The sequence below is a fragment of the Archangium violaceum genome, from assembly GCF_016859125.1.
Lineage (GTDB): Bacteria > Myxococcota > Myxococcia > Myxococcales > Myxococcaceae > Archangium > Archangium violaceum_A.
Genome location: NZ_CP069338.1, coordinates 10,129,322 through 10,149,215 on the forward strand (window position 1 = coordinate 10,129,322; position 19,894 = coordinate 10,149,215).

A 19,894-nucleotide genomic window follows, 5' to 3' on the forward strand; every position below is an offset into this window, starting at 1 on the left:
GTGACATGGAGCTGCGCGCGGACAGGCTGTCGGTGCTACGAGGCGAGAGGCCCGTCCTCCGGAACTCGAGCTGCACGCTTCCGCCCGGCAGCCGCGTGCTCATGCTGGGACACTCGGGCGCGGGCAAGACGACGCTGTTCAAGGCGCTCGCGGGGCTGGTGACACCGTCCAGTGGGCAGGTGCTCTGGAATGGCGAGGACGTGGCCCGGATGGCGCCCACGGAGAAGCGCGCGCGGCAGGCGGCGTTCGGCATGGTGTTCCAGACGGATGCCCTCTTCGACTCGCTGACGGTGCGCCAGAACGTGCTGCTGCCGCTGGAGCGCCGGCGAGTGCCCCGCGAGGAGGCGGAGGCACGCGCGGACGAGGTGCTGCGCGCGGTGGGCCTCACGGAAGCGGCGGACGCCCTGCCCGAGCGGCTGTCCGGAGGCATGCGCAAGCGGGCCGGCATCGCGCGGGCGCTGGCGGCGAGGCCCTCGGTGCTGCTGGCGGATGACCCCTTCGCGGGGTTGGATCCGGGCACGGCGCGGCAGGTGGCGCGGGTGCTGCTGGAGGTGGCCGGGAGCGGCTCGCTGATCGTCGCCGCGCCCGATGTGCCCCCGGAGCTGCCGCTCGCGCGCTGGCTGTACCTGCGGGACGGAGCGCTGCTGTACGACGGCCCCCCGGCTCCGGAGGTGGAGACGCTGACGGACGAGGCGCTCGCATGAGCGCGGCGCTGGCCTGGGTCGGACAGGAGACGCTGGGCGCGGTGCGGGCCGTGGGAGCGCTGGCGCTGGTGCTGGCGAGGACGGTGCTGGCGCTGGCGCGGATGGAGCGCCGCGAGTTGCTGCGAGGGCTGGAGGAGTTCGGCTGGGGCTCGCTGCCGCTGGCGCTGGCGACGGGGGCGCTGACGGGGGCGACGGTGGTGGTGCAGACGTCGCTGTACGTGCAGCGCTTCGGGGCGCGAGGGGTGCTCGGGTGGGCGGCGGGCTACGCGGTGCTGTGGGAGTTCGGCCCGCTGCTGCTGGGATTGGTGATGGCGGCGCGGCTGGGTGCGCGCAACGCGGCGGAGCTGGCGACGATGCAGGTGGGCGGGCAGCTCGAGGGCCTGCGGGGCATCGGGTTGGATCCCTTCGCGGTGCTGGTGGCCCCGCGCGTGGTGGCGATGACGGCGAGCGTGTCGGCCCTGTCCGCCCTCACCTTCCTGGTGGCGGTGCTCTTCGAATCGATGGCGGCCTTCTTCACCATGGGGCTGCCGGTGCGGGCCTTCTTCGACAGCTTCGAGCACATGCTGCACGTGACGGACATCCTGGGCGGCGTGGTGAAGGCGAGCGCCTTCGGGCTGGCGATCGCGCTGGTGTCGACGGCGGTGGGACTGAGGGCCCGGGGAGGCGCGAGGGCGGTGGGCCAGGCGGCGGCGGGCGCGGTGGTGATGGGGTGCGCGGCCATCTTCCTGTTGGACTTCGTGCTCACCACCACGCTGGCGATGTGGCTGAGCTGAGCCCCCCTGGCCCGCGTGAGCTCACGGCCTGCGCATCACGCGCTGGTTTCCGGAGAACGCATCGATGGTCACGATGACGTTATTCGAGCTCCGCTCGAAGAGGCCTGGCGTGTAGTTCTGGGTGCTGCCGGTCCAGATCGCGCTCGTGCCCGACCAGGTCTCGAAGTTCGTGGTCGTGCTGACGTACCCGACGTGGCACTGCCGTTGCGCCGGGGACGTGCTCGAGAGATCGGGCGCCGTGGTCTTGTCCTCGTCGGTGCAGAAGGCGACGCCCACGGGACCATTGCCCACCCGGATGGCGTAGGGCGCGTAGGCGTTGTAGCGCCGCCCGGTGCCCGAATGGATTCGCGACTGGTAGACGGTTCGGCGCATCGAGTCGTCCCAGGTCCTCCCGCCGTCCCACGACTGGGTGGAATGAATGACGTTGGCGCGGACTCCACCCGTCGGGAAGGGCTCGACGCCCTCGGCGACCACCATGAGGCGATCTCCGCCGAGCCGCACGACGGTGGGCATTCCCTCGCGGGACAGTGCTCCAGCCGCCTTCTCCCGCGAGACAGTGACGACGCCGTACGCGGTCCAGGGGCCGGTCCTCCCGTTGCGGCCCTGCATCGCGATCCACTGGTGGCCGGGATAGCCCCTGGCCGCGGCCAGCTCCTCGGAGTCGTAATAGACCTGGAGGTCGCCGTTGGCCCGGAGGAAGAGGAACGGCGCGCCGACGAAGCGGGAGACGGGTCCCACGACGGTGCTGTCGTAGACCCAGCTGTTGCCGTCGTTGTCGCTCCGGGTGACGGTGACGCGGAACTGCCCGTTGGCATGCTCGCGGAAGGCACAGAAGATGGTGGCCGTGCCGGGGATGCGGAGCATCGTCACATCGCCGAAATCGACGGCCGCGTTCTTGGCCACGGAGCCGTGGCGGAACCAGCTCGCGCCCTCGTTGCTACTGGCCCAGACCTCGATCTCGTGTCCAGAGCTGCGCGGGCCGATCAGCCACCCGTCGGAGCGGCGGACGATGCTGCGGATGGGCGCTGGACCGCTTGCCTGGAGGACGGTCCAGCCCGCCCCCGTCAGTGCTTCTTCGCTCCGTACGGCGGGTTCGTGGGCGCCACCAGCGTCCCCGTCGGAGCCGCACGCGGAGAGGAACGCGGTGAAGAGGAGGGACGCAGCCACTGCTCCAAGTCTCTGGTTCATGATGCCTGCCTTCTGGGTCGCCGCGGGGGCCGAGGAGACGAATGGACCGCTGGCGGTTCCAGGGAAAGGACGGCCCCTGCCCTCCGCCGTCCCAAGAAAAAAGCTCTTCCCAGGCCGGGGAGACGGCGAGGAGACGGAGCCAGCCAGCCCCATCGGCACCGTGCTTCCGAGGGGTTGCGCATGGCTGGTAGCATCCCAGCGCCCCCATGAACCTCCTCGCCTTCCTCGGAGCCCCGACGTTGATGCTCGCGCGCGCGGTGAGGGCGAGCGTGCGCGACGGGCTGTCCTGGCGCGAGTGCGTGAACCAGTTGCATGAGCTGGGCGCGCGCAGCACGTGGCTGGTGGCGTCGGGCATGGCCTTCTTCGGGGCGGTGCTGGTGACGTTCGCGGACAGCCAGGCACGCAAGGTGACGGGGAACCTGCCGGTGGTGGGCCCGCCCTACTTCGAGCTGCTGGTGCGCGAGTTCGGCCCGGTGGTGTCGGCGCTGCTCGCGGCGGCGCGCGCGGGGGCGAGCCACAGCGCCGAGCTGTCCACCATGAGCGTGAACGAGCAGGTGGAGGCGCTGGAGATGTCGGCGGGAGACCCGTACGCGGACCTGGTGGCGCCGAGGGTGGTGGCGGGGCTGCTGGGGGTGCCGCTCTTGTGCGTGGTGGGAACGATGGCGGCGACGCTGTCGGCGGTGGCCACGGCGAGCTGGGTGTTCGGGGTGGACGGGACGGCCTTCATGGACGCGCGGTACGTGGACGGGTGGGATCTGCTGGCGGGGCTCGCGAAGGGAGCGGGTTGCGGCCTCTACATTCCCCTGGCCGCGGCGGTGGCGGGCCTGTCCGCGCGCGGAGGCGCCGAGGCCGTGGGCGAGGCCACCACGCGCGGGGTGGTGGCGGCGTGCTTCGGCTGCCTGCTGATCGACTTCGTGGTCGCGCTCGGCTTCCAGGCGATGGGGGTGTGAGCGGGGATGCTGCGCTTCTCGGAGGTGGAGGTGACCTTCGAGTCCGGCCGGCGGGTGCTGGCGGGGCTGAGCGCGGACCTGTCCACGCACGAGCTGACCTTCGTGGCCGGGGCGAGCGGTGCGGGCAAGAGCGTGTTGTGCCGGTTGGCGGTGGGACTGCTGCGGCCGGAGGCGGGCCGGGTGGAGCTCTTCGGCGCGCGGGTGGACACGCTGCCCGAGCGGGCCCTGCGTCCCCTGCGTCGGCGTGCGCCCTACCTGGTGCAGGGCCCGGCGCTGCTCGACTGGCGGACGCTGCGGGAGAACGTGGCGATGGCGGCTCCGGGTCTCTCACCGGACGCGGTGCACGAGGCGCTGGCACAGGTGGGATTGGAAGCGGTGGCCGAGCGGCTGCCCACCGAGTTGGGACCCGGGGCGAAGAAGCGGGCGGCCATCGCCCGGGCGCTGGCGCTGCGGCCGGAGTACCTGTTGCTGGACGAGCCCACCACGGGCCTGGATCGAAGAGCGGCGGCGCAGGTGGAGGAGGTGCTCGCCTCGCTGAAGGCGAGAGGGCTGGGCGCACTGGTGGTGTCCCACGACTACCGGCTGCTGAGGAGGCTGGCGGACAAGGTGCTGGTGGTGGGCGGGGGGCGCTGCGCCTTCCTGGGCACACCCGAGGCGTTCCTGGCATCCTCCGAGCCGGAGCTGCGGGCCCTGACGGCGCCCTTTCTGGAGGCCGCATCGGATGGATGAGCGTCGCTTGGAGATGAAGGTGGGCGGGCTCGTGCTCGTGGCGCTGGCGGGGGTGCTCGGGCTGCTGTGGCTGATGGGCGAGCTTCGGGTGGGCCGCGACACGGTGCTCTCGGTGGACTTCAGCCACACGGGCAACGTGGTGAAGGGCGCGCCGGTGAAGCTGGGCGGCGTGGTGGTGGGCCGGGTGGAGGAGATCCACCTGGAGCCGGACCGGAGGGACACGCGGGGCCAGCCGCTGCCAGTCCGGATGGGGCTGTCGGTGAAGCCCGAGGCGCTGGCGGCGCTGCGGGAGGACACGCGGGTGACGGTGGCCACGGTGGGGCCGCTGGGCGAGCCCTACCTGGAGCTGAACCCGGGCTCCGCGTCCGCCCCTCCCCTCCCCGCAGGCGGCGCGCTGCGAGGCACGGATGCACCGCGGCTGGACCTGGTGGCGCAACAGCTCTCCGCCTTCCTGGACGTGGCGAGCGGCGCGCTCGCGGAGGATCCGCAGGGGCTCCAGACACTGGCGAGCAACGTGTCACGGCTGACGGGAACGCTGGACGGCGTGCTGAACGAGAACCGGGGAGACCTGAAGACGCTGACGGCGGAGCTGACCGCGGCGTCGAAGGACCTGCGGGCCCTGGCGAAGCTCGCGCGGGAGACCCTGCAGCCCGGAGGCAAGGGGGCGCAGTTGCTGGGCGACGCGGCGGAGACGGCGGCGCTGATGAAGCGGGAGCTACCCGGCATCTCCGGCTCGGCGGCGAAGACGCTCAATGGCTTGTCAATGATGACGGCCGGGCTCGACGCGAAGGATGGCGAACGGCTGAAGCTGGCGCTGGAGCACTACACGGCGGCGGGCGAGAAGCTCGACCAGATGGCCGCGCGAGCGGACCGGCTGCTCACGCGCATCGAGGCTGGAGAGGGCACGGTGGGCGCGTTGCAGAAGGACAAACAGGTCTACGAGGATCTGCGTAGCCTCCTGTCCGACCTGCGCAAGCACCCGTGGAAGGTGCTCTGGAAGGACTGAGGACTCCAGGGGCACTCAGGGCTTCTGGCTCGACGACTGCTGACAGGCCCGCTCGTACTTGTCGAGCCTGTCCTGGAGGATCCGCCGCTGCGACTCCGGCGTGCTCTCGTGCAACACGTCCAGGGCACGCCGCTGGAGCCGGAGACTGTCGGGACAGTTGCCGGACTGGAAGAGCACCGCCGCGTAGGTATCGAGGATGGACGCATCCGCGGGCGCCAGCGCGACGGCCCGCTTCGCCAGCTCGAAAGCCTTCTGAGGGTTCTCCGAGCCCACGTAGAACCAGGCGAGGTTGTTGAGCACGGTCGCGTTCTGGGGCTGGAGCTCCACCGCGCGCCGCAATGCCTGCTCCTGCTCCTCCGCCGGACCGCCCGACTGTCTGAGTGCGTCCCCCAACATCGCCCACGCCTTCCCACTGTCGGGCCGTGCCTTCACCAGCTCCCGCGCGAGCGCGAGCCTCTGGGACGCGTCTTCGCTGAGCATCGCCTGGAGGAAGACGGCGCTGACATTCGTCGGATCCTCGCGGAGCGCCTGGGCGATCTCCTGCGCGGAATGCTGTCGGCGCTGCTCCTGCGTCGCGGACCCCGGGGCCATCAAGTGCAGCCGCGCGCGAATGGCATGCACCTCCGCGCCGTCGAGCTCCCGCGTCTCCACCTTCGAGGGCACCTCGGGCAGCAGGATGGTGAGAATGGAGTAGCGGCCGGTATCGACATAGGTCCGCAGGCCCCCCGAGAGATCCTTCACGCCCTGGAAGGACGCCTCGAAGGCCCGGCGTGGCTCCTCGGCGCGCGCGAGCCGCCCCTGGAAGTCCGCGAACTGCTCCCCGTGCACGTTCATCAGGTAATGCACCCACAGCCAGGAGGACGCGTAGTAGCGCGTCAGCTCGATCTCACTCATGCCGTTGATGGCCCGCCAGGCCCAGAGATCCTCCAGGCCCAACCAGCCGTGTTCCCGCACGTAGCCGAGCTTCCACCGGTCGGGCCTGCCGAGGATGACCTCCGCCGAGGCGCCCTTGAAGTAGAGGGTTTCGAGGTAGGAGGCGAATCCCTCTGCGATCCACCGGGGCTGGCGCAGCAGCACGAAGCTGCTGAGGTAGTGAGCCAGCTCGTGCGCCTGGATTCGCTGGTCCGCGGACGATTCGCCCATCAGGAAGCTGTCCCCGCTCATGACCAACAGCGGGCCGTTCTCCCCCCTGCCCGCGAAGCCGGCGATCTTGGCATCCGTGAACTCCTCGAGCTGATCGGGGCTGCGCAGGATGATGGCCTCGACCTCGCCCGGCGGGTCGAACTCGTTGTCCCAGGCGAGCAGCAGGGCACGCCGGAACTTCTCCAGCTCCAGGGCCGTCTTCTCCGCGGCTTCGGCATTCAGGTTCGTCTGCACACGGAAGTGCGTCGACCTCACCTCACGCCAGGGATGACCGCCCTCCGCGGGACACGTCGCCCGCATCCCCGCACACCCCACTCCGAAGATCATGACCACCAACAACACACCATGAACAGGATTCATACGCTGAGTTCTGCTACGACTGGGGGGCGCGGTAGAGCCGACACGTCAATGTCGCTGCACACACGCATTGAGGCCGGAGGAAGGGCACGACGCTCGTCATTTCGGCTCCAGCTCACTGCCCGCTGTTCGCCGCGCCCACGTTCTTTCGACCCCTTTGCTGACTTTCAATTCGCGCAAAATACTCCTCCGCCCAATCCGGAAACCTAGCCACACCGACATCCCGAACCCATTGAGAGGAAGTCATGTTCTTTTCATGAGGAAGACGCTTCAAGGCGCGCTCAGGCTCATCATCAGAAATCCACCACCCCCCCTCGAATCGATCTTTCGTTACAATCTTGAGATAGGTGTACCCTTCAAATGAACCATCAAACCATCTAAAGCGCCCCAACAGGGACTGCCCAACCAGTCGGAAATTATAATACTCGCCTGTTGCCGCATCGAGAATCCCACCAAAAGAATAGACATACCTCATCTCGCCATTGACAATCCGCGCATAACCAACCGTCCCCGACTCCAACTCCCTCCATGCGCCTTGCATAAAATCGAGACTCTCGGCATCGCGACCGAAATATCCTTTTTCAGCCGCCCCCGCGCTCCCTTTTCCAGAAGTCAAAGATCTCAAAATCTGGCGCATACTCTCCGCCTGGGCTGCAAGCTCCTTCTTTAGAACAGCAATCTCAGCGGAGAGCCGCTCCCCCGACTCCGACGTCAAATTCGCATGAGCAGCGGGCGTACTGCGCTGCACATTCTGAATAGCTGACTTGATTTGAGTACAGACGGACCCAAGAGCGGCGTGCAGGTTGTTGTCGGTTCTCTTTCCAAAAGACGCGACCGTCACTCCAGCCAGATCGGTCGGCAGGTCGATGGGCACATCCCGGCAGTAGACGATGTATGTGCGCTCTCGTCCAAGCGCTCCCATGAAAAGACCCAGCTCGAAGAGAACATTATCTCGCGGGCTGCTCCTGGTTTTCCCTCTCTTCTGAACGAGATCGTCCGGCGTCAGCACCAACACCGCGAAATCAAACTCCTCCACTGCACGCGAGAGGCTCTCGAGCGTACCTCCGGACAAACCGAACACGCCTTGAGACCAGATCGTGCATTCAGCATCGTAATCCAGCCCTAGCTGAATGGACTCAGCAATAGGCAGTCCTTCCACCGAGGATCCAATAAATATGCGTGGCTTGGACATTGACGTTCCCAGTTTTCCTCAGTTGACGAATGGCTTCGAATCGGTGCTGCAGACGTAAGAGTCACTGTCCGCTGTTCGCCGCGCTCGCGTTCTGCGTGACCTTGGCCGCCGAGTACTGGGTGAGGATCTGGTTCATGTCCATCGTCTGGAGCGTGGCCCCGCTGCGCCCGCTGGGGATGAAGATGATCTGCTTGCCTTGCAACGCCTCGGCGATCCGCAGCTTCACCATCGTCCGGCCACCCGCTCCCGCCAGCGCTTCATTCTCCTTGGCGATGCCCTTCGACTTCGCCTCGGCCTCCTTGAGGATCGCCGTCGCCTCGTTGGTGGCGCGCACCAGCTCCGCGTCCGCCGCCAGCTTCGTCTGCTCCAGCTCGCCCATCGCCTGGGCGATCTTCTGCGACACCGTGCCCTTGGCCGACTCCAGGTTCCGCTTGGACTCCTCCGCCGCCGCCTGCGCCTCCGAGCGCAGCTTCTCCGCCATCTGCTCCGCCAGCTTCTTCTCGCGGATGACCTTCTCGTACTCGGGGTTGAAGCGGTGCTCCTGCAGGATCACCTGCTCCACGATGACGCCCTCGGGCTTGAGCGCGTCCTCCAGCAGCTTGCGCGCGTTCTCCGCCGCCGCGAAGCGCTTGTCCGCCGTGTAGAAGTCCTCCGAGCGCAGCACGTTCAGCGCGTCGCGCACCAGTGCCCGCGTCGCCGGCCTCACCAGCCGGTTCTCCACGTCCTGAGTGGAGCGCGCCACCTTCTGCACCAGGTGCGGCGCCTTCGAGGGATCGATCCGCCACGCCACCGTCACGTCCACGGCGATGTCGTTGCCGTCCACCGTCTTGAACTCGATGTCGTCCGTGCGGCCCTTCTCGTTCTCGGCCTTCGCACGCATCCGCAGGTTCTGCAGCTTCGTCTCGAAGGTGGTCCAGTCCGTGGAGAACGGCGGGAAGAAGAAGTGCGTCGCGCCCGGCGCGTACGTCTCCGGCTGCACGCCCCGCGAGCCCACCAGCGTGAACTTCCGCGTGAGCACGCCCACCTCGTTCGCGTCCGTCGAGTGGCACGCGCACCCCTGCACCACTGACAACGCCAGCACCACGAACAGCCCCAGCATCCGCAAGTCCATGCGCTTCATGGCTTCACATCCCCTTCACGTCGAAGCGCTTGAGCGCCGCGTTCAAATCCAACGGGTTCACCCCACCCTCCCCGTCCGTGGGCACCACGATGACCTGCGTGCCCCCGAGCACGTCCGCCATCTTCAGGCCCACCATGTTCTCGCTGCCCGAGCCACGCAGCGCCACGTTCTCCAGTTCGATCCCCTTGGCCCGGGCCAGCTTCACCACCAGATCGCCCTCGGCCGCCTTGGTGCGCCGGTACAGCTCCGCCTCCGAGCGCAGCTTGGCCACCTCCGCGTCTCCGCGCGACAGCTCCACCTGCACCGTGGCTTGGCCCTCGGCGATGATCCGGTTCTTCTCCGCCTCGGCCTGCGCCGCCGCGGCCTCCGCCATGTTCTTGAAGACCGACTGGTCCTGGATCTTCCGCTGCTCGATGGCCTGCTGGTAGCGCGTGTCGTACCGGTACTGGCGCAGCAGCACGTGCGTCACCTGGATGCCCCGGGGCTCCAGCTCCGTGACCAGCAGCTTCTGCGCCTGCTCCATCGCCTTGTCGCGCTGGTCGCCCTTGTAGAAGTCGTCCGAGTCCAGCACGCCCAGCGTCCGCCGCAGCACCTGCTCCGCGCGCGGAATCACCGCCGAGTCCTCGTACAGCCGCCCCGGTCCGATCTGCGTGATCACCTTGTAGGGGTTCTCGATGCGGTAGAGCACCGTGACGTCCGCCGACACGGTGTAGCCCTCGGACGTCTGGATCTTGATGGCTCGCACCACGCGGTGATCCGCGCCCTCGCCCACCTCGGCGGGGTTGTCCGCCATCTCCAGCACCTGCAGATCCGCGGGGAACAGGTGCATCCGCTCCGCCCCCGGCGTCACCCAGTGCAGGCCCGGCCCGTACACCGTCTCCCGGATGCCCTTCTCCCCTCCGAGGATGACCTGCTTCACCCCCATCTCGTACGGCCGCACGTAGACGGTGCACGCGTTGTACGCGAAGAGGCCCGCGAAGAGCGCCACACCGACCGGCCAGAGCGCCCGTGTCCGCGGCTGCTTCAGGGCCGCGAGGATCCGCTCTCTCGTCTTGCTCATACCTTCTCCTTGGAATTCCTCGAAGTGGACTCGAGCGCCGGCGGGACGGACTCGTCCAGCGGCCGGTAGGTCTCGAGCTGCTGCTGCTCCACGCCCATCTCCCGCACCAGCGTGGCGAGCTGCCGCCGGTAGCGGCGCTCGTAGAAGGACTCCTGCATGTCCGGCAGGAAGGGGCCGAAGAGGACGAATGCCAGCGGCAGCGGCTCGAGCCAGTTCGGCACCCGCGACAGCGCGATCACCACCGCCACGACGATGCCCGCTCCCGTGTAGACCGCACGCGAGATCAGATCTCCCCCGCGCCACAGGCCGTACTTGCGGCGCTGCAGCGCGTGGTGCTCGCGGGCCAGCTGGAAGTAACGCGGCAGCGCCACCGTGAAGATGCCGTGTGCCAGGCGCTCCCAATAACCGGGATCCTCCGCCACCTCGGCGAAGCGCCGGGACACGTCGGCCAGGGCCAGCCGCGCCTCGGCCGACAGCTGGGCCTCGACCTCCGCGTCCCACTCTCCGAAACCGGGCCGGCGCCGCTCGAGCCACGCCAGAACATGCTCGGTGACCTGGGGCAGCCGGAAACGATCGGGATACACGCTGGGATTCCCCCTCCATGCCGCGGCGATGGCGGCGCGCCGAGTCTTCCATGTGCGCCCATTCCCCCACAATGCCCGGCCACTCCACGCGCTCCCGGGCGATCCGGATCGGACCGGGCGCTCCATCCCTGTGCGCCGGAATGGGGCAGCCGACCGCCTCTATCGTCCCGGAATCCCAGCGAATCCGGCCATTTGGCGTTGGCAACGTCCTTGCTTTACCGCTGGGGCATGAAGGGCGGACCCGACCTGGACCGCCCCAGCCTTCGAGGAGGAGCGGCCATGGAAGTGCGTTTCTACGGAGTGAGGGGGAGCATCGCGGTGTCGGGAGCGCACGCGGCGCGGATCGGGGGCAACACCTCGTGCGTGGAGGTGACGAGCCAGGGGCACCGGCTCATCCTGGACGCCGGCACGGGCATCCGCGCGCTGGGCGAGGCGATGATGCGCGAGGGCGAGCCGCGGAAGGCCACGCTCTTCTTCTCGCACCTGCACTGGGATCACGTGCAGGGCTACCCCTTCTTCACGCCGGGCTACCTGCCCACGACGGAGCTGACGCTGTATGGCCCGGGGCCGGACGGGGCCCAGGCGCTGCGGTCGGTGCTCGCGCGGCAGATGGAACCCCCGAACTTCCCGGTGCCGCTGTCCACCATGCGCTCGCGGATGACGTTCGAGTCGGCGCTACACGGGCGGACGGTGGAGGTGGGCCCCTTCCGGGTGACGCCCTTCGACGCGCCGCATCCTCAGGGGTGCCTGGCCTACCGCGTGGAGGCGGATGGCCACTCGTTCGTCTACGCCACGGACATGGAGATCTCCGTGGCCACGTTGGAGCCCCGCGTGGCGCGACTGATGGAGGGGGCGGACGCGCTGTGCCTGGATGCGCAGTACACCCCGGACGAGTACACCGGGAAGAAGGGCATCCCGAAGAAGGGATGGGGGCACTCCACCATGGTGGATGCGGCGCAGGTGGCCTCGGCGGTGAACGCGCGGCGGCTGTTCCTGTTCCACCACGATCCCGCGCACAACGACGACATGGTGGAGAACATGGCCGAGGAGGCTCGCAACCACTTCGCCGCCACCGAGCCGGCGCGCGAGGGCAAGCGGATCGTACTCGGTGCCGCCTGCGCGTGATGGGGAGGGGCGTATGGGCCCACACTGCGATAGTCTTCCCCCGGACTTCACGCTTCCTCCCCTGCCCTTCATGGCTACTTCCTCGGATGTCAGTCAGGTGCTGCTGCCCATCGGCGGGCTCGTCGGACGCGAGGTCGAGCTCGATGCGTTCCTGCAGACGTTGATGGATCGCATCGCGGTGACGATGCAGGCGGATCGGGGCACGCTGTGGTTGTTGGATCCGGCGCGGGGCGAGCTGTTCTCGCGCGCGGCGCACCTGCCGGAGGTCTCGCAGATCCGGGTGAAGCTGGGACAGGGCGTGGCCGGCTACGTGGCCGAGCACGGCGAGCCCGTCAACATGCCGGACCCGAGGGGTGAGAGCCGCTTCTTCGCGGACATCGATCGAATGACGGGCTACCGCACGTCGACGATCCTCGCGGTGCCGCTGCGAGACGCGGGCGGAGCGCTCTACGGTGTGTTGCAGGTGCTCAACCGGCGCGGGGGTGGACGCTTCACGGACGACGACGTGGAGCGGCTGATGGCCATCGCGGCGCAGGTGAGCCAGGCGTTGCAGAGCACGAGCCTGTACCAGGAGCTCCAGCGCGCGAAGGATCAGCCGCACGCGCCGGTGGGCTACTTCTTCAACCGGATCATCGGCGAGTCCGAGCCGCTCAAGGTCATCTACCGGCTCATCCAGAAGGCGGCGCCCACGGACGCGACGGTGCTGCTGCGGGGCGAGAGCGGGTGCGGCAAGGAGCTGTTCGCCAGGGCGGTGCACGTCAACGGTCCGAGGCGGGACAAGCCATTCGTGAAGGTGGACTGCGCGGCGCTGCCGGCGACGCTGATCGAGAACGAGCTGTTCGGGCACGAGAAGGGAGCCTTCACGGGGGCGGACCACCGGGTGCCGGGCAAGTTCGAGGCGGCGGATGGCGGCACGGTGTTCATCGACGAGATTGGAGAGTTGCCGCTGCCGGTGCAGGGCAAGCTGCTGCGGGTGCTGCAGGACCGTGAGTTCGAGCGGGTGGGCGGCACGCAGACGCTGAAGGTGGACGTGCGGATCGTGGCGGCGACGAACCGGGATCTGACGAGGATGGTGGCGGAGGGGAAGTTCCGGGAGGATCTGTACTACCGCATCAAGGTGGTGGAGCTGGTGCTGCCGCCGCTGAGGGAGCGCGGTGGAGAGGACATCGAGCGGCTGACGTCGCACTTCATCGCGGCGGCGGCGAAGCGGCACCGTCTGCCGTTGCCGAAGCTGAGCGCGGGAGCGCTGGAGCGGCTGAAGCGCTACCGGTGGCCGGGCAACGTGCGAGAGCTGGAGAACTGCATCGAGAGCGCGGTGGTGTTGAGCGAGGGGGAGATCCTCGAGGAGCACCTGCCGTTGCCGAAGGTGGTGGGCACGACACCCGCCCCGGCGCAGAGCGGAGACACGGCGATACCCGAGGGCCCCACGGGCGAGCTGCTACCGCTCGCCGAGGTGGAGAAGCGGCACATCTTGAGAGTGCTGGACTCGGTGAAGGGAAACCGGACAGCGGCGGCGAAGGTGTTGCAGATCGGCCGCAACACGCTGGGCCGGAAGCTCAAGGAGTACGGTATCGCGGACGAGGGATGATTGTTCGCCATCGAACCGAGTCCCGGTTCTCATCCAGACACGCCCCAGCATTGGACAACACGGCTATGCTGCGAACACCTCGGCATTTAACGAGGGGTTATAAATGGAGGACGAAGAGAAAGAAGAGAAAGACGAAGGCTCCTGTGGTTCCATGGACGGCATCCAGGCATCGCGCAGCAAGATAGACTCTCAACGCAAGACTCCGAAAAGAAAACACCAATGCTTCGAACACACATGGCAGAAATGGAGAGACATTTAATCGCAAGCGGTAGAATTCCAGCATCGACTGGTCACTCGATTCATAAAGGTACCCCGCGCGAAACTTTTGTTCGCGAGTATCTCCAGAATCACCTGAGCGAGCGATTGGCCATCGGCAGCGGAGAAATCATCGATGCCAATTCCCAGCCTGGGCAGCCGCGCCCACAGATTGATATAGTATTATATAAAAGAGAATACCCTCGCCTTTCTTTTGGGGGAGGTATCCACGGGTTTCTTGCGGAGTCTGTAGTTGCTACAATCGAAGTGAAGTCCATTCTGGATCAGGCTGGATTTGAACAATCCGCCAAAACAGCACACTATCTGAAGTCACTAAAACGCAATACAATTCGGAGCTTTAGTTCTGGCTATATCCCGCCAGACATCCTCAGTTTCATCGTGGCATACGACGGTCCCGCATCGATCTCGACTGTTCATGGATGGGTCGGTCCAACCTATCGGAGACACGGCATCCCCGACACGGCGCTACCGACTGACCCCATTGCCAGAGTATCCACAGCAAGTACTGCGCTCGATGGCGTCATCGTTCTCGGGAAAGGATTCATGTACTACGACAACGTCCCCTTTGGGTTTATCAGAGACGATAAACGCACACAGCATCCCGATGCCAAATGGGTCTTTGCAGATACCGCGACGGACAATTTGCTACTACTCTTTCTATTCTTGACCACAGCAGCAAGGGGTGTGGCTCTCGTACTGAGCACTGCCCAGGCTTGATTCAAAGTCCCACGGGAGAGGTCATCCCACCCGGGCCTACGGCTGAAGTATAGTCCCGCCTACAGGCGCCCACCGGAGGCGAGCAGCCGCGGGCTGATCGCGAGAGGGGGAGCGCCAGCACAGAGCCGGAGACGGGCCGGACAGGTCCGGGGAGAAGAAGGATGAGTGGGAAGAAAAACCGGGGCGGGAGGACTGGCGGGCCCTCCACACCCCAAGCGGGAAACGGGAAGGGGAAGAAGGACGAGCAGGAAACCCCCTCCCGCGTGCAGAGGATGATGGCGAGCCTGGGGCTGACATTCAAGGGAGTAAAGGACCCGAGAGCACGCCGGGGACAGAGGCACCCGCTGGCGGCGATGTTGATGCTGCTGGTGCAGGCGCTGGCGGTGGGGCGGCGGGTGTTGAGGCATGCCGAGGCGCTGGGGGAGGACATGCTGCGCGAAGGCACGGCACCCGAGGGGCTGAAGCGGCCGGTGTCCGACACGACGTTGGACAGACTGCTGGGGAAGTTGGAGCCAGAGGGGTTGGAGCAGGAGGTGGAGCAGCTGGTGCGGCGTGGGTTGGACAAGGGGTTGATACGCCATGAGCTCTTCGCCCGTGGCGTCGTCAGCATCGACGGGAAGGCGGGGGAGAGCACGCCGGGGCAGGCGCCGTGCGAGCCGAGCCACACGACGAAGGATGAGCAGGGACGGGAGTACTGGTACCCGTACGCACTGCGCGCCAGTCTCACCAGCAGCACGGCCCAGCCGGTGCTCGACCAGAAGTTGCTGGAAGGCAAGCAGGGAGAGGCGACGGCGTTCCCCGAGCTATTCAAGCGGGTGGTGGAGAAGTTCGGGCGCCACTTCGAGTACGTGACGGTGGACGCGGGAATGACGAGCGCGGCCAATGCGCGGGTGGTGAGGGAGGCGGGCAAGCACTACCTGATGGCGCTCAAGGAGAACTTCCACCGGCTGCATGACAAGGCGTGGGTGGCGCTGGCGGTGGCGCCAGTGAAGGTGCGAGTGCGCGAGAGGGCGAAGGGGGAGTGGGTGGAGAGGGAGTTGAGGGTGGTGGACAAGCCGCCAGAGGAGGACTTTCCCGGCGCCCAGCAATGGGTATGGGTGAGGCAGACGCGAACCAGAGACGGCGAGCTGCCGAAGGTGGAGACGCGGCTGTTCCTCACCTCCATTCCCACAGGGCAACTGTCCCCGGAGCGGATGCTGACGTTGGTACGCCGGCACTGGGGGATTGAGAACGGGCCCAACTGGACAGCGGACGTGGTGCTGGAGGAGGACAGCGCCTCGCCCAGCCTGCGAGGCAATGCACCCCTGGTGCTCAGCTGGCTGCGTTTGCTGGCCTACAACCTGCTGGCCCTGGTGCGCACGCACCTGCCGACTCGCGACAAACGGCCCCAAAGCTTCGCACGCACCATGGAGGTGCTCTACCAGGGCCTGTTGGGTCTGGCCGTGCTGCCCGAGAGTCTGGCCACACTTGCCTGCGCGCCCGCCAGCTGCTCCCGCTCCGGCCTTCCCGCGCCTCTTCTCCCCTGGCTGTTCGGCCTGTGTACCTTCACTCCTGTCCTTCCACGGCGCCCCTCTTTCGGGCGCCGTCCGGAGGGATGCTCCCTCTTTGCCTGTGAATGTCTGGACTTGCTCTCCGCCTCTTCAAAACCTCTCCTACGGACTTTGGATCAATCCTGCCTACTGCCCGGGAAATCGAAATTCCATCGTGACTCCGAATGCTTACGCAACACCCGCTTAAAGGGCAGGTAGGCTGCTCTCCGAGAGGGTACTCGAGGCTTCCTCGGGGCGTGCTCAGCGTGAGAACCACACCCCTGGCTACCCTGCTCTCCCGGGCTGAGTCCACCCGAGGCGTACGTCTCCGAAGGCAGGCGCTCTGCGGCACTCACCATGCCATCCGTGAGCTGGCACTCCGTGAGCGCCAGCGCATCGCTGACTCCCAGTGCAGCCATCGCAGCTGACTCCGCCGCACGCCACGCCGCCTTCGCCCGTGCCAGGCGCATCCGGGATTCGGCACTCCCGTCCAGCCCCGCGTACGCCGCCTGCAGCTCCGCCTCTACCCGCCCCAGGCGCTTCGCGAGCGCCCTCCGCTTCGTCATGTCCATGGCCCAAGACGGAGAGCAGGGGGTGTGCCAACCTACCGACAACCTCTCTTCCCATCTGCTCGCCGCAACTCCCTCAGTGCATTCCGGTTGCAGGCGCTCCCTGAGGACCTGCCAGGTTGAGTGTGTGCTCGACATGCCTCAAGGTAGTCTGCCATCCCCCCACATTTGCAGTGGGGCGCGAGCGAAGGGGATTGACGGGCTGACCTGAAACCTGCTGACCTGAGTGCACGGCGTCGGCATTGGACCTGGGCTTCAGAGGTACGCGGAGCACCGTGGGGCCATGTACATGTGCCTCATGGCACCAAACGCCGGAAGGTACGCCTGGTCGGGGGACACGCAGCATGACGAAGACCGAAGAGCAGCACGGTGCGGAGCAGGTATGGGACGCACGCGAGGGCTATGTCGCGGGGACGGATGGAGAAGGCAGGCCGGTGGTCGACTTCGAGGGGAACCCAGCGGGCCCTCGGGTCGCTCTCACCACGGTGCCCATGGCAGGAGCCGCGCTTGAAGCGGCCGTTACGTCGCGCCAGCGCGTGCAACTGCGCTTCCAGGACGGCGACATTCGCCGTCCCGTCATCGTCGGCCTTTCACACGAGACACGACAGGGGGACGTGCCCCGTCGCCTGCATGGCGCCGGCGGCACCCGCCTGGAGGTCCTCGAAGACGAGGACGGCGTCACGCTGCGCGTGGGGAAAGCCAGCCTGCGACTGATGCAGGACGGGCGAGTCTTCCTCAAGGGCACCTACGTCGAGACATGCGCCGAGGGCCTCAATCGCATCAAGGGCGGTACGGTGGACATTGGCTGAGAGCGCCTCTCGCGCACGACGGGCCAGGATACGACGAGGCAACACGTGAGCAGCATTCGGCAAGGGGGACTCCACCCGGAGGGGGGCAGCATGCCCCTGCGGCGCTGGAGAGGTTTCGCGCCGCGAGAGATTTCGGCCCTCTGCAACGAGGAGATGGTGGCGCTGCATGCCGGGGAGGCCGCCTTCCTCTGGACGCAGCGAGCCCGGGCCGTGGATGCCCCCCACTACCGACTGAAGGACCTCGTCCGGCTGGATGGGAGGTTGGAGGCGCACCTGGATGGATTGAGGACCGCGGGCGAGAAGGGGTGGGAGAAGTGCGTGGCGGCCCTGGACGTACCAGGGCCCGGAGAGGTGTTCGCGGCGGGGGTGGTGGCATGCGAGAGCCGCGACGGCAGTCGTATTGGCACGGTGGTGAAGTTGGCGCTTGAGACCCGCGAGTGGGAGCGCGCCTGGGTGTCCGCCCTGGGCTGGCTGTCGTTTGCGGACGCCGTCCCCGTGCTGGAGGCCTTGTTGGAGGAGAGGGCCCCGGAGGTGCGCCGTCTCGGCGTCGCCGGTGCCGCCGCGCAGCGCTGGGACTTGGGGCCGCACTTAGGCCCGGCCCTCGGCGACGAGGCCGCACCCGTGCGGGCCTGTGCGCTGGAAGCCGTGGGGCTGCTGGCGCGAACGGACTTGCTGCCGAAAGTGCAGCGCGCGCTGACGCACGGGGACGAGGCGTGCCGCTTCGCCGCCGCATGGACGCTGGTACGCCTTGGGCAGCGCACGGGGCCCACCCTCTCGTTGCTGCAGGCCTTTGGCGATTCAGCGGGCCCTCTCTCCAGGCGCGCCCTTTCCACGGCCTTGCGCTGCATGCAGCCGGCCCAGGCCCAGGCCTGGTATGCGAGGCTCCGTGAAGCGCCTCACACCCGCCGGCTCGCGGCCATTGCCGCGGGCGTGCTGGGTGACGTCGAGCACGTGGGAGATTTGCTGGCGTGGATGTCAGAACCAGCCGTCGCGCGTGAAGCGGGCGAGGCCTTCACCCTGCTCACCGGCGTCGACCTGGCGTGGGACAACCTCGACGGCGAGGCTCCGCGGGAAGAAGTGGCCGTGGAGGATGAAGCGGCCGCGAAGGAGTCGGAGGACCTGCCCTGGCCCGATGCGGAGAAGGTGGCCGCGTGGTGGCACCAGCACCAGCGCGACTTCCAGCGGGGCACACGTTACCTGGCGGGGAAGCCCATTTCGGACACCCACCTGCGAGACGTGTTGCGGCAGGGCACGCAGCGGCAGCGTGCGGCCGCAGCGCTGGAATGGGGACTGCGCAAGCCTCAGGCGCCTCTCTTCGAAGTACGAGCGCCAGGCGCCGCCCAGGCACGGAGGCTGGCCACATGGACTTCGTGAATGAGACGCCCCTGGCGGCTGGGTGGACGGTGGGCTTCCAGCCAGACGGGAGGGAGGTGCTGGTGGTGGTGGCGAAGGGCACCTTCAGCCTGCCAGCGAGTGAGGAAGAAGCCTCACTCGCACCCGAGCAGGTTCCACTGGTAGAGGCTGACACCTTCACCGGGGAGCCGGGTTTCTCCGCGCCGCTGCATGAGGCCGACTTCGCCCACCGGAAACCCCGGTGCGACGTGCTCCTCAACGGGAATGCATGGGCGCCCGGCGGCAAGCCCGCCAAGGTGGTGCCCGTCTCCTTCTCCCTGGGGGGCATGACGAAGGCCTTCGCGGTGCATGGCCCACGTGTCTGGCGGAAGGGCCTGGTGGCAGGCCCGCGTCCGTCGGAGGCACAACCCTTCACCTCCCTGCCCATCAGCTACGACAATGCCTTCGGCGGAGTGGACACCAGCCAGAAGGACGTCTCCAGGCACAAGGCCTTCCTCCCCAACCCCGTGGGGCGGGGCTTCCGGCACCACCTCGAAGAGGTGGACGGCGTCCCCATGCCCGATACGGAGGAGATTCGCACGCCAGTCACTTCCCCACGCGGCCCATACCGGCCCATGGCCTTCGGTGCTCTGGGCCGCAATTGGCAGCCTCGTGCCGCCTACGCGGGCACCTACGACGAACAATGGCTGAGTGAGGGACTCCCCTTCTTCCCCAAGGACTTCGACGACAGGTACTTCCAGGCCGCCCCCGAGGACCAGCAGGTGCCCTACCCGCGCGGAGGAGAAACCGTCACCCTCATCAACCTCTGCGCCCGTGGGACGTTGCGCTTCCGCCTTCCACGCCTCCAGGTGCCTGTGGCCTTCATCCCCCACCAGGGCCCGGCGAAGCAGGTGGACGCAACGCTGGACACCGTGCTGGTGGAGCCTGATGCCGAGCGCCTCCTTCTCACGTGGCGCCTCACGTGGCCCTTGCGGCGGGATGCCTTCGAGATGAAGCAGGTGGTGGTGGGAGGGCGCTCCCGCGGCTGGCTGCGCGCGCACGCCGTTGGCAAGACGTACTACCCCAACCTCGATGCTCTCGCGCGAGCGCGGGGCGCGCGGAAGGCGGGCCGCGATGGTTAGC

General features: G+C 67.5%; 18 protein-coding genes. 12 read left to right on the forward strand and 6 right to left on the reverse strand.

What is annotated here, in order from left to right:
- Positions 1–5: 5 nt before the first annotated feature.
- Positions 6–704, forward strand: a complete 699-nt coding sequence (locus tag JQX13_RS42770; protein ID WP_203405162.1) for an ABC transporter ATP-binding protein — start codon at positions 6–8, stop codon at positions 702–704.
- Positions 701–1,477 (forward strand): MlaE family ABC transporter permease, encoded by a 777-nt coding sequence (locus JQX13_RS42775; RefSeq protein ID WP_203405163.1) that lies wholly within the window; start codon positions 701–703, stop codon positions 1,475–1,477. The genes JQX13_RS42770 and JQX13_RS42775 overlap by 4 nt, the downstream gene beginning before the upstream one ends.
- 21 nt (positions 1,478–1,498) lie before the next feature.
- On the opposite strand, the gene JQX13_RS42780 is transcribed toward JQX13_RS42775, so the two are convergent.
- Positions 1,499–2,665, reverse strand: coding sequence for a phage capsid protein (locus JQX13_RS42780; RefSeq protein ID WP_203405164.1), 1,167 nt, complete (start codon positions 2,663–2,665; stop codon positions 1,499–1,501).
- 206 nt (positions 2,666–2,871) lie between these two features.
- Here JQX13_RS42780 and JQX13_RS42785 point away from each other — a divergent pair, with 206 nt between their 5' ends.
- The 3 genes from JQX13_RS42785 to JQX13_RS42795 are packed head-to-tail and all read left to right on the forward strand — an operon-like array spanning position 2,872 to position 5,350.
- On the forward strand, positions 2,872–3,615 hold the full coding sequence (locus JQX13_RS42785) for an MlaE family ABC transporter permease (protein ID WP_203405165.1): 744 nt from the start codon (positions 2,872–2,874) through the stop codon (positions 3,613–3,615).
- 6 nt (positions 3,616–3,621) lie between these two features.
- On the forward strand, positions 3,622–4,344 hold the full coding sequence (locus JQX13_RS42790) for an ATP-binding cassette domain-containing protein (RefSeq protein ID WP_203405166.1): 723 nt from the start codon (positions 3,622–3,624) through the stop codon (positions 4,342–4,344).
- Positions 4,337–5,350 carry an MlaD family protein gene (locus JQX13_RS42795; protein ID WP_203405167.1) on the forward strand — a complete coding sequence of 338 codons (1,014 nt, stop codon included), beginning with the start codon at positions 4,337–4,339 and terminating at the stop codon, positions 5,348–5,350. The genes JQX13_RS42790 and JQX13_RS42795 overlap by 8 nt, the downstream gene beginning before the upstream one ends.
- Positions 5,351–5,365: 15 nt before the next feature.
- Here the strand turns inward: JQX13_RS42795 and JQX13_RS42800 are convergent, their stop codons facing one another.
- The 5 genes from JQX13_RS42800 to JQX13_RS42820 all read right to left on the reverse strand — a co-directional run bounded on the left by JQX13_RS42800 (position 5,366) and on the right by JQX13_RS42820 (position 10,806).
- Positions 5,366–6,853, reverse strand: coding sequence for a DUF1570 domain-containing protein (locus JQX13_RS42800; RefSeq protein WP_239014197.1), 1,488 nt, complete (start codon positions 6,851–6,853; stop codon positions 5,366–5,368).
- Positions 6,854–6,965: 112 nt separating this feature from the next.
- A complete protein-coding gene (locus JQX13_RS42805; protein ID WP_203405168.1) occupies positions 6,966–8,042 on the reverse strand; it encodes a TIR domain-containing protein in 1,077 nt (358 codons plus the stop codon).
- A 61-nt stretch (positions 8,043–8,103) separates the two neighbouring features.
- The gene (locus tag JQX13_RS42810; RefSeq protein ID WP_203405169.1) at positions 8,104–9,162 is read right to left on the reverse strand and encodes an SPFH domain-containing protein; all 1,059 of its coding nucleotides are present in this window, start codon (positions 9,160–9,162) and stop codon (positions 8,104–8,106) included.
- A 4-nt stretch (positions 9,163–9,166) separates the two neighbouring features.
- Positions 9,167–10,222: an SPFH domain-containing protein gene (locus JQX13_RS42815; RefSeq protein ID WP_203405170.1), complete on the reverse strand. Its 1,056-nt coding sequence runs from the start codon at positions 10,220–10,222 to the stop codon at positions 9,167–9,169.
- A complete protein-coding gene (locus tag JQX13_RS42820) occupies positions 10,219–10,806 on the reverse strand; it encodes a hypothetical protein (RefSeq protein WP_203405171.1) in 588 nt (195 codons plus the stop codon). The genes JQX13_RS42815 and JQX13_RS42820 overlap by 4 nt, the downstream gene beginning before the upstream one ends.
- Positions 10,807–11,085: 279 nt before the next feature.
- Between JQX13_RS42820 and JQX13_RS42825 the strand changes: the two genes are divergently transcribed.
- The 7 genes from JQX13_RS42825 to JQX13_RS42855 all read left to right on the forward strand — a co-directional run bounded on the left by JQX13_RS42825 (position 11,086) and on the right by JQX13_RS42855 (position 19,893).
- Complete coding sequence (locus tag JQX13_RS42825; RefSeq protein ID WP_203405172.1) at positions 11,086–11,931, forward strand: MBL fold metallo-hydrolase; 846 nt, start codon at positions 11,086–11,088, stop codon at positions 11,929–11,931.
- 13 nt (positions 11,932–11,944) lie between these two features.
- On the forward strand, positions 11,945–13,519 hold the full coding sequence (locus JQX13_RS42830; protein ID WP_203405173.1) for a sigma-54-dependent Fis family transcriptional regulator: 1,575 nt from the start codon (positions 11,945–11,947) through the stop codon (positions 13,517–13,519).
- 234 nt (positions 13,520–13,753) lie between these two features.
- Complete coding sequence (locus JQX13_RS42835) at positions 13,754–14,512, forward strand: DUF6602 domain-containing protein (RefSeq protein ID WP_203405174.1); 759 nt, start codon at positions 13,754–13,756, stop codon at positions 14,510–14,512.
- A 353-nt stretch (positions 14,513–14,865) separates the two neighbouring features.
- Positions 14,866–16,260, forward strand: coding sequence for an ISAs1 family transposase (locus JQX13_RS42840; protein ID WP_203405175.1), 1,395 nt, complete (start codon positions 14,866–14,868; stop codon positions 16,258–16,260).
- A 694-nt stretch (positions 16,261–16,954) separates the two neighbouring features.
- A complete protein-coding gene (locus JQX13_RS42845; RefSeq protein ID WP_203405176.1) occupies positions 16,955–17,419 on the forward strand; it encodes a DUF6484 domain-containing protein in 465 nt (154 codons plus the stop codon).
- 45 nt (positions 17,420–17,464) lie between these two features.
- Entirely contained in the window at positions 17,465–18,793 is a 1,329-nt protein-coding gene (locus tag JQX13_RS42850) for a TIGR02270 family protein (RefSeq protein ID WP_203405177.1), read from the forward strand.
- A complete protein-coding gene (locus JQX13_RS42855; protein ID WP_203405178.1) occupies positions 18,781–19,893 on the forward strand; it encodes a DUF2169 family type VI secretion system accessory protein in 1,113 nt (370 codons plus the stop codon). Before JQX13_RS42850 ends, JQX13_RS42855 begins: the two co-directional genes overlap by 13 nt.
- The last annotated feature ends 1 nt before the right edge of the window (position 19,894 follow it).

Excerpts from the sequence above, each read along its gene's own strand:
- JQX13_RS42800 (WP_239014197.1), bottom strand. The coding sequence starts at position 6,853 with ATGAATCCTGTTCATGGTGTGTTGTTGGTGGTCATGATCTTCGGAGTG.
- JQX13_RS42815 (WP_203405170.1), bottom strand. The coding sequence starts at position 10,222 with ATGAGCAAGACGAGAGAGCGGATCCTCGCGGCCCTGAAGCAGCCGCGG.
- JQX13_RS42775 (WP_203405163.1), top strand. The coding sequence starts at position 701 with ATGAGCGCGGCGCTGGCCTGGGTCGGACAGGAGACGCTGGGCGCGGTG.
- JQX13_RS42780 (WP_203405164.1), bottom strand. The coding sequence starts at position 2,665 with ATGAACCAGAGACTTGGAGCAGTGGCTGCGTCCCTCCTCTTCACCGCG.
- JQX13_RS42835 (WP_203405174.1), top strand. The coding sequence starts at position 13,754 with ATGGCAGAAATGGAGAGACATTTAATCGCAAGCGGTAGAATTCCAGCA.
- JQX13_RS42855 (WP_203405178.1), top strand. The coding sequence starts at position 18,781 with ATGGACTTCGTGAATGAGACGCCCCTGGCGGCTGGGTGGACGGTGGGC.
- JQX13_RS42830 (WP_203405173.1), top strand. The coding sequence starts at position 11,945 with ATGGGCCCACACTGCGATAGTCTTCCCCCGGACTTCACGCTTCCTCCC.
- JQX13_RS42790 (WP_203405166.1), top strand. The coding sequence starts at position 3,622 with ATGCTGCGCTTCTCGGAGGTGGAGGTGACCTTCGAGTCCGGCCGGCGG.
- JQX13_RS42785 (WP_203405165.1), top strand. The coding sequence starts at position 2,872 with ATGAACCTCCTCGCCTTCCTCGGAGCCCCGACGTTGATGCTCGCGCGC.
- JQX13_RS42770 (WP_203405162.1), top strand. The coding sequence starts at position 6 with ATGGAGCTGCGCGCGGACAGGCTGTCGGTGCTACGAGGCGAGAGGCCC.
- JQX13_RS42795 (WP_203405167.1), top strand. The coding sequence starts at position 4,337 with ATGGATGAGCGTCGCTTGGAGATGAAGGTGGGCGGGCTCGTGCTCGTG.
- JQX13_RS42825 (WP_203405172.1), top strand. The coding sequence starts at position 11,086 with ATGGAAGTGCGTTTCTACGGAGTGAGGGGGAGCATCGCGGTGTCGGGA.
- JQX13_RS42810 (WP_203405169.1), bottom strand. The coding sequence starts at position 9,162 with ATGAAGCGCATGGACTTGCGGATGCTGGGGCTGTTCGTGGTGCTGGCG.
- JQX13_RS42840 (WP_203405175.1), top strand. The coding sequence starts at position 14,866 with ATGTTGATGCTGCTGGTGCAGGCGCTGGCGGTGGGGCGGCGGGTGTTG.
- JQX13_RS42845 (WP_203405176.1), top strand. The coding sequence starts at position 16,955 with ATGACGAAGACCGAAGAGCAGCACGGTGCGGAGCAGGTATGGGACGCA.
- JQX13_RS42805 (WP_203405168.1), bottom strand. The coding sequence starts at position 8,042 with ATGTCCAAGCCACGCATATTTATTGGATCCTCGGTGGAAGGACTGCCT.